The organism is Alcanivorax sp. HI0044, from assembly GCF_001634945.1.
In genome coordinates this window covers 1-1,571 of record NZ_LWEZ01001149.1, presented here as the reverse complement: position 1 = coordinate 1,571, position 1,571 = coordinate 1, and the positions used below count along the sequence as shown (strand labels likewise).

Sequence of the window (1,571 nt, the reverse complement as noted above, 5' to 3'; positions counted from 1 at the left end):
TATGACGCAGTAAAAGCTGACGGCTTTCGCTTTACCAGCCCCCTGGGTGAACTGTCGTGGACACCGGATCAGGTCTATCAACCGGGCGATACTCCGGGGCGCCTTCCGGATTATGTGTTGCTGTGCGTCAAGGTGCTGCCGGGGGTGGACCGGGCTGAACTGGTGCGCCCCTGGATGGGGGAGCAGACCGGGCTGGTGTTGATTGAGAACGGTCTGGATATCGAGCGTGAGCTGGCGGATGCCTTCCCGCGCAATCCTCTGGTGAGCTGCCTGGCGTTTATTGCGGTGAGTCGCACTGGCCCGGGTACCGTTAACCATCAGGCCTATGGGCAGCTGGTGATGGGCAATTTCCCCACGGGCTTTGATCACCACTGCGCGCAGTTGGCGGGCTTGTTCCGCGAGGGTGGTATCGATATCAACGAGACGGATGCTGTGGTTGGCGAACGGTGGCGCNAATGTGTCTGGAATACCCCGTTCAATCCGTTGAGTGTACTGGCCAACGGGGCCGATACCTTGGCCATGCTCGATGCGCCGGGCGGCGAAGGGCTGATTCGCACCTTGATGGAAGAGGTGATTGCGGTGGCCCAGGCCGATGGCTACCCCATGCCGGACGGTATTATCGAGAAGAACCTGTCGGGCACCCGTGCCATGGGCGCGTATAAAAATTCCATGGCGCTGGATTACCTGAACGACAGGCCCATCGAGCTGGATGCGATTCTTGGCAATGTGGTGGCCATCGCGGACCGCCTGAATGTGCCCGTGCCGCACTTGCGCACGGTGTTGGTGGCGCTGCGTATGCGCCAGGCATGACGACTCGCCACTGAAGCCAATAAAGCACCTCACTTGAACAGGGTTCGCAATGTATATAGTATTGCGAATCGTTTTCATTTGTATTGGGGTGTATTGATGAATTTCCGAATTAGCCGTCTCCACGGGGGAGTGCTGCTGGGGTTGGCTTCGCTGGCGTCAGCAGGGGCGGCGTTGCCGCAGAGCGTTTTGGCCGACAACGCCCAGAGTGGCGCGCACCAACAACAGCGGGTCCGTGTCGCCTTACCGGCCCAGGCCCTGTCACGCTCCCTGGCACAAATGTCCCGGCAGACCGGAATCCAGATTCAGCAGGCCAGTGGGCTGGCAGGCAACACCGTGGTCAACGCGGTCAATGGCACCATGGCGCTGTCGTTGGCGCTGGATACCCTGCTGGCAGGGACCGGTATCACCTACCGTTATACCGATGACGGTGCGGTGCTGGTGGGCGAGCCCTCTGCGGCATCAAGTCAGGATGCCAGCACGTTGGCGGCGATCAATGTCTCCGCCCAAACCGAGGTAGAGGAGTCGGCCTGGGGGGCGGCGAGTCAAGGATACATGGCGACGCATAGTGCCACCGGCACTAAGACTGACGCACAAATTGTTGAAATTCCCCAATCCGTTTCCGTGGTCACCCGTCAGGAAATGGATGACCGTGGCTCTGAAACGGTGATGGATGCCGTGCGTTATACCGCCGGGGTGCAAACCGAAGGGCAAGGTATCGACAGCCGGGTGGACGATATTCGCATCCGGGGTTTCGATGCCTC

The 1,571-nt window shown here is 60.1% G+C and carries 2 protein-coding genes; both read left to right on the top strand.

What is annotated here, in order from left to right; genetic code table 11:
- A partial coding sequence (locus A3730_RS14600; protein WP_063538315.1) for a ketopantoate reductase family protein occupies window positions 1-810 on the top strand: 810 nt, incomplete at its 5' end.
- A 96-nt stretch (window positions 811-906) separates the two neighbouring features.
- Window positions 907-1,571 (top strand): STN domain-containing protein (locus A3730_RS14595; RefSeq protein ID WP_156501213.1); only part of this gene is annotated, 665 nt, incomplete at its 3' end.